Raw genomic sequence first — 7,318 nt, 5'->3', positions numbered from 1 at the left:
AAACCGCGTCTTCAAATCCTACGACGATATTCTCGATCACTGCTGCTTCGCCTGGAACCGCCTCACCGACCAACCATGGCGAATCATGTCCCTCGGGCTCCCAACTTGGGCGCATCGGTTCTAATCAGAGAGTCTTGGTATCATACCCATCCGCGATGGCCTGTATTTGCATCTGTGCGAGCTTCACCGCGTAGGCATAGTTCAGCAATGCGTTTACCGGGTGCGATGCGCTGCGATTTTCGGCTTTCACACTGGCAGCTAAGGAACTGCGTCCGGCATAAGTTAGCCAGATAACCGGCACTGGGCGGCGTTGCGCTCCAGCCCAGTTGAGCGGCATCCCATTCCACGCCGTGAAATATGCAGAGGCGCATTCACCCTCGATTGCGAACACTGCATTGATATCATTGAATGTATCGAGACTTAAGCGCTCAATGCCAATTCTGGCTTTGTCGATCGCGATTTTTCGTGCGCGTGAAGGCTCAAATTGGCCTTCGAGGGTATCGATGCTGGCGATTATCTTTTGCCGGATAACATCCGCTGCAAATGCAAGCCGGATTGTTTCATCGGCTCGGGTGTCATGCTGCCATTGGACCTTTTCGCGATCGGCAGCAAAACCACTGCCGCTTGCGACGGTCGCAACCTCGCCAGTCCACTTAACGCGGGCCAGTGCGACGCCCTGTTCCGCCAGCCATGATAGAACGTCGAAGGAAAGAGTCCCGCTGCCGTCGAGCAACAGAATACGCGACGGTGTTTCGAGGTCGCCACGGAAATAGCGATATTTGGGTTGGCTTTGTGGGTAATGCGTAAAGCCGTCGCGGATAGCTAAAGTACCGTTTTCAATGCGCAGCGAAACGCCGTGTCCGCACAATATCAATGGTTTAGAATTTCGTTCTCGCCGCTTTCGTTTTTGCGGTAATGCCGCCGTAATTGCTTGCCAAAAATCAGAGCGCTCCGCCCAATTTGTGTTTTCGGAATTGTCTAATTCGGGTTTGTGCAACATCCATCGATCATAACAGTTTATTGCAGTTCGCCTCGCGTTAAATGAAAGTTAATGAGCAATATTTTTGCTGTCTTGCATCATCAGAATATGGGTAAATCGGGTAACTAGCCAAGGTCCTGTACTTATCTGTGGCAGGAGCGTTTTCATCATCGACAGCATGGCCAAAGAGTCGTCAGGAAATATGTGAGCATAGCGGCCATCGGTAACCTTGTGCATCCTTCTGACAAATTTCATCGTGGTCTTACGGGCGCTAGCGAATTGTGCTTGAGTGCTTAGCGCCAATACCGCCTCACCAGAAAATTCAACTTCATCTGACGGTGCGAAAAGAGCGTTCGTCGAAGCCATCTCCAATAAATGGGATGGCAAATATGGTGCGAGGGATGGAGCCATTTGAGCTAACGCGTTGGCGATCAACGCGAATTGGTCCCCTTCATTGGATATTCCGGCGAATGTCGATTGCATCGCAGCTAAAATCGTATCTGTTGACAACTCGAATTGCGTTGAACGAAAAATGGGGTCGAGAGGACCACCTTGATTTCTCAAGGCTCTACGTTTGGTCGAGCTGAATTCGCTCACCGGCCCCGCGGGAATGTCTGCCGTCAGATTGCGCCGCAACTTTGATTTGACGCTGCAAAACTCTCCTAAAATCGCGTGCTTTGCTCGGTCGAACGAAACTGCGTCCCATTCGATATAGGCTTCGGCAACAAGGGCCCGCTCAGATCGGAGGCCATATATTCGCATTTCGGCGAAGCGGCGAGCCCGCATAATCGCACTGTTTTGGCGCCCCCATATCGGCCCGCCTCCTTGGATACGTCCCCCAACCTGCGCCTTTGGCAATAGTCCCCAATCTACCCACTGACGTATGACGTTCGCGGAGAGGCGAGCGTGACCCTCCAGCTTGAATTCGTCGTTGAGTGCAGATGCTAGCTCGGCATTGGTCATCGCCCTTCCTTAACCCGGAATGACAGATGCGTCTCGTTGGCCAAGATTGGAATCGAGCGGTGGAGCCATCCACTGGCTATGAGAATTCGAAATCACAAAACTGAATACGCTCGCCGCATCGCCAATGCGGCTGCACGGGGGCTGAGTCGGTCGCAAGGCCGGGGCCATGCCCGGACGGGCGAAGCTCAGATCAAAGGGCCAAAGACTAAGACGGACGATCGGCTAGAAGCGGCATTGAAGCTGCTTCGCCAAACAGGCGACCGCACGGCAGCGGCAAAGTCGGTCAATATAGCACCGGAACGATTTCGGCGGTTTCTGCGCGAAAACGTCCAAGTTGAAGGTCGCGGGCGCTCGCTCAAAATCACTGACAATCGCCACCGTGACATGACCGTCATCTCGGACGGAAAGGCGCAAGAGCTGCGGTTACGCGATTACGACCAAGCCTCTTTGAACGGGCAGCATCTTTCGGCGGTGCGCGAATTCATCCGCACAAATGACCGCGACCTGTTGCTTCCGTTCGATGAACGCGCCGTCATCGATGCCAAGGGCAAGGCGCACTCTCTCGAAACCGACCCGAACGAACTGCACCGCATCGCGGCTCAGGGCGACGAGATTTTTCACGAAATCTACCGACTCGTTTTAACAGGAGCATAAAATGGACGATAAAGAACTGGCGCAAGAAACCCGCAAACTGCGGCGGTGCGAACAACTGGGCACGAATGAACCGCGTTGCGGTTTGTGCGGCAATCCCGACTGGCGCTGTATCGAGCAACATCATGTCGCAGACCACGACTGCGACGATATGACCGTGCTGTTGTGCCGCAACTGTCATCGGCAAATGAGCGACGCGCAGCGCGATCAACCGGCTTTCGATCCGAATGCCGATTTTATGCTGCATACTATCGGGCGCTTTTTGCTCGGTCTTGCCGACATGCTCAGAGACATTGTCGAAAAGCTATATGCTTTCGGGCTACAATTGATCGAACGCGCTTCGCCCCCGCCATTGACAGGGGACGCGAAATGACCGCGCCCGCAATCACCGACCGCTTGCCGGTTTCGCTTCGCGCCTATGCAGCGCCGCAATTCTCACCAGTGCCGGATGCGGAAAAACCAACCGCGAAGGCAAAGCGACCCGCTGCGCCAGCGTCGTCCTGGACACTGATATTCGACTGTGAAACCTCGACACATCCGGGACAGGCCTTGCGGTTCGGTGCTTATCAATTCCGCAACGGCGATGAACTCGACGAAGCGGGCATTTTCTATGATCCCGACGGCGTGACAGCGGACGAACTCGAAACGCTCCGCAATCATGCCACTGGAAACGGGTTAGAATTGCGGACGCGGGAGTCGTTCGTCGATGACGTGTTTTTCAAACGCGCCTATCAGCTTCGCGCTACCATTGTCGGGTTCAATCTGCCATTCGACATCTCGCGATTGGCGATTAGTCATGCGACGGCACGAACGCCAGTCGATAGTATGGCGAGTGCCATGCACGGAGGCTTTACGTTCAAGCTGTCCGCTCACAAAATCTATCCGAATGTCAGGGTGAAACACCTATCGCAACGAACGGCATTGATTTCGTTCGCTGCGACAATGCAACAGCGCGACAGTCGTGTGCAGCGCAAGCGCGAATTGCCAACGCCAATCCGGCGCGGCCATTTTATCGACGTAAAAACTCTTGCCGGGGCGCTCTTTGCCCGTGGTTTTTCGCTCGCCAGTCTTTCGCAGTTTTTGAAGGTCGAACATCCGAAGCTAGATTTCGATGATTTCGACAGACCGATCACCGACGAAATGGTGCGCTATGCAGTTCGTGACGTGCAGGCGACATGGGAATGCTACCGCGAAGTAATGACGCGGATTGCCCGACTTGGCCTGTCCCGCACGATCCCCGAAAAAATCTACAGCGAAGCGAGTATCGGCAAAGGCTATCTGCGCGAAATGGGCGTTACGCATTGGCGCAAATGCCAGCCCGATTTTCCGCGCGATTTGATCGCCAAGATCATGGGAAGCTATTTCGGCGGTCGTTCCGAAATCCGTATTCGCCGCGAAGTGCGCCAAGTCATCTTATGCGATTTCCTGTCGATGTATCCGACCGTCTGCACCCTCATGGGGCTTTGGAAATTTGTCATCGCCGACGGTATGACGTGGCAAGACACGACTGACGAAACGCGAGAATTTGTCGAAGCCGTCGATTTGGACATGCTGCAATCGCAATCGACATGGGCGCGGCTCGCTACGCTCGTTCGCGTCCTGCCCGATGGTGACATTTTCCCGGTGCGGGCTGAATATCCGATAGGCAAAGCCCATACTGGCGAAGGCCAAAGCACGATCGGTGCAAACTATCTGACGTCTACCGTGCCGCTATGGTTTACTTTGGCGGATTGCATTGCGGCAAAATTGCTGAACGGCAAAGCGCCGATGATCATCGAAGCAATCTCGTTTGCGCCGGGACCGGTGCAATCCGATCTTGCAGCAATCGAGATTAGCGGAAATCCTGATTACCGTGTCGATCCAAACATCACCGACTTTTTCAAGCGGGTTATTGAACTTCGCCAGTCGATCAAAAAGCGGCGGGACGTGGCGACCGGCGACGAAAAGGGCGAACTCGACACCGAACAAAATGCCCTGAAAATCGCCGCCAACTCGACAAGCTATGGCATTTTTATCGAGGTGAATGTCGAAACCGGCGCGAAGGCCAAGGCGACAACGGTGCATAGTTCGACCTGCGACCCATTCAGTTTCAAGACTGACAAATCCGAAATGCCCGGGACATTCTTTCACCCGCTTTTGGGAACGCTGATAACCGGCGCTGCCCGGTTGATGCTCGCTACCGCCGAACGGCTTGTGACCGATCAAGGGTTGGACTGGTCGTTTTGCGACACCGATAGCATGGCAATCGCCAAGCCTGACGCCATGCCCGCCGATGAATTTGGCGAACGCGCCCGCGCCGTCGTTGATTGGTTTGCGGCGCTCAATCCCTACGCTTTTGGCGGGTCGATCCTAAAAATCGAGGATGTCAATGCTTCGCTAGAAACGGATGAACCTGAGCCGTTATATTGCTGGGCGGTTTCCTCGAAGCGATATGCCCTGTTCAATATCGACGCGACCGGTGCGCCGATTTTGCGTAAAGTATCGGCACACGGTCTTGGGCATTTGATCCCGCCTTATCGCGACGACGATGCGCCGCCAGATTTGCCGACTCCGCATAAATCTGTTCTCGGCAACGGTATCGAACGTTGGCATTGCGACCTGTGGCATCAAATTGTAAGCGCAGCGCTTGCCGGTCGTCCCGATCAGGTGCGTCTCGACTATCACCCGGCACTCAGCAAAACCGCGCTCAGCCGGTATTCGGCGACAACACCCGAATTGCTGCGGTGGTTTTCAACCTACAACCGCGACCGACCTTACCGCGATCAGGTTAAACCGTTCGGATTCCTGTTGTCGATGATGCTGGGAATGGACGTGGGCGAGCGCATTGCCGACCCATCCAAAGGACGACGCAAGAAACCCGGACGGCTGAAACCCGTCGCACCGTTCGACCGCGACCATGACAAGGCTATCGCATCGGCGTTTGACCGGGACACGGGCGAACCCGTCTCGGCATCATCGCTCAAATCCTATGCCGACGCGCTGGCGCAATATCACGTGCAACCCGAATCGAAGTTTTTGAACGGCAATTATACCGACCGGGGAACGACGCTTCGCCGCCATGTCGAGATGACTGAGACGAATCATATCGGAAAAGAATCACATGATTGGGAACGCCAAGCGATGATCGGCCTGAGCGTCGATTCCGAAATCGGATACGGCATCGCCGTTGGCGAGCGCAGGGCGCTTGTCGATAAACTGCGCGAATTTATGGCCGAATGCGGGGAACGCAAAGCCGCCGCCATGCTCGGAATGTCCGTATCGAGATTAAAGGGCTTCGCGAGCGACGAGAAAGGTCGAGACAGCTACCAATTGGCGAGAAACATTGCGGCGAAGCTGCCCGCTGCACTCGCTTTGCGGGCGAAGCTAAGCCATGATCGCCACGCTGAATCGCATCGCCTGAGTGAAACGGTCAACCGTGACGGGTTACGCGAAACGGCGCGGCGGTTGAAGACCGACCCGTCGAATTTGCGGCGGAGGCTGGAACGTTATCGCGTTCGTCGGCAAACGCTTCCTTGCTAAGGTTCGGGTAGTGAGTTCAATTCACACCGGAGGCACCGGCTTTTCAATAACTGATCGATAATTACTTTCCGGCGACCCGTTCGCACAGGACGGTTGCGGTGGCGGGCTTAAAGCGAGCGATTGCCCACTTCGATAAGATGCAAGCCGTTCGAAGTGAGACAGAACGAAAGTTGCTCGCTAATAGGCGGCATGGCTATGATCCAACGCAATACCATTTCCGATCAAATGGGCGCTCCGCGACAGCATTTTAAGGTGTATTGCGGGAATGCGCTTGCCATCCTTCGAACCTTGCCTAGCGACAGCTTGGACATGTGCATGACGTCGCCACCCTATTGGGGACACCGGGTATACGATACCGAAGGGGTAGGGCAGGAAGCCGACTATTTAACCTATATAGCCAGTCTCACGACAATCCTTGCGGAAGTTAGGCGAGTGCTGAAACCTGAAGGCTCTCTTTGGTTGAACCTAGGTGACACCTATCGCGATAAGTCGCTTATCGGGATACCTTGGCGAGTCGCACTCTCGTTGATCGACGAAGCCGGATGGTTGCTTCGCAACGATGTTATTTGGAACAAGATCAAAGGTGCGCCCGATAATTCAAAGGACAAGCTGCGGAACATTCACGAATTCGTGTTCCACTTCGTCAAACAGCGTATCTATTATTACCATGCGGACGCGGTGCGTTCGAAACCCGGGTCATCGTCAATCGTCAACGGTTCGGTGGTGTCCGCAACTGGTGTGACAGGCATCCGATATAAGCGGCAGATCGAACTTTCGACCTCGCTAACCACTACCGAAAAAGTTGCGTCCTTGTGGGCCCTAAACGAAGTTCTGGAAGACGTGCGAACGGGGCGCATTTCCGATTTCCGAATGGTTATACGCAATCAGCAGCGCACGACGCATTCGGACAGCGCGAAGGTGTCCGGTCGTGCGAAAGAACTACTAACTAAGGGCTTTTATTTTCTGAAGTATCATCCGAACGGCAGCAAACCTAGCGACGTATGGGATATCGTTCCCGAAGACACGCAGAAGCGTGACGCGCACTTTGCGCCTTACCCAATGGACTTATGCCGGATTCCAATTCTTGCGACTTGCCCGCCTAATGGCACCGTGCTTGATCCATTCTGCGGAACAGGCACGACTTTGATGGCCGCGCTTGCTTTGGGCAGAAGCGGTGTCGGAATTGACGTGTCGCAAGCCTATACG

The 7,318-nt window shown here is 54.6% G+C and carries 6 protein-coding genes and 1 pseudogene; 5 read left to right on the top strand and 2 right to left on the bottom strand.

Annotation, left to right across the window (positions count from 1 at the left end; all coding sequences use genetic code 11):
- Positions 1 to 124, top strand: a pseudogene (locus Q0R02_RS04710) (IS630 family transposase); the annotation flags it as partial.
- Here the strand turns inward: Q0R02_RS04710 and Q0R02_RS04705 are convergent.
- Complete coding sequence (locus Q0R02_RS04705) at positions 125 to 1,000, bottom strand: CRISPR-associated endonuclease Cas1 (protein ID WP_293881255.1); 876 nt, start codon at positions 998 to 1,000, stop codon at positions 125 to 127. It lies immediately after the preceding pseudogene.
- A gap of 48 nt (positions 1,001 to 1,048) precedes the next feature.
- A complete protein-coding gene (locus Q0R02_RS04700; RefSeq protein WP_293881254.1) occupies positions 1,049 to 1,942 on the bottom strand; it encodes a hypothetical protein in 894 nt (297 codons plus the stop codon).
- Positions 1,943 to 2,176: 234 nt separating this feature from the next.
- Between Q0R02_RS04700 and Q0R02_RS04695 the strand changes: the two genes are divergently transcribed.
- The 4 genes from Q0R02_RS04695 to Q0R02_RS04680 all read left to right on the top strand — a co-directional run.
- The gene (locus tag Q0R02_RS04695) at positions 2,177 to 2,596 is read left to right on the top strand and encodes a hypothetical protein (protein WP_293881253.1); all 420 of its coding nucleotides are present in this window, start codon (positions 2,177 to 2,179) and stop codon (positions 2,594 to 2,596) included.
- A 1-nt stretch (position 2,597) separates the two neighbouring features.
- Complete coding sequence (locus tag Q0R02_RS04690) at positions 2,598 to 2,966, top strand: hypothetical protein (protein WP_293881252.1); 369 nt, start codon at positions 2,598 to 2,600, stop codon at positions 2,964 to 2,966.
- Positions 2,963 to 6,112 (top strand): hypothetical protein, encoded by a 3,150-nt coding sequence (locus Q0R02_RS04685; RefSeq protein WP_293881251.1) that lies wholly within the window; start codon positions 2,963 to 2,965, stop codon positions 6,110 to 6,112. Before Q0R02_RS04690 ends, Q0R02_RS04685 begins: the two co-directional genes overlap by 4 nt.
- 195 nt (positions 6,113 to 6,307) lie before the next feature.
- On the top strand, positions 6,308 to 7,318 hold a 1,011-nt coding region (locus Q0R02_RS04680; protein ID WP_293881250.1), incomplete at its 3' end, for a site-specific DNA-methyltransferase.

The sequence above is a fragment of the Sphingomonas sp. genome (genome assembly GCF_025353885.1).
GTDB lineage: Bacteria > Pseudomonadota > Alphaproteobacteria > Sphingomonadales > Sphingomonadaceae > Sphingomonas_O.
Note: the sequence above shows the minus strand (reverse complement) of the source record. Positions and strands in the feature narration are given on the sequence as shown.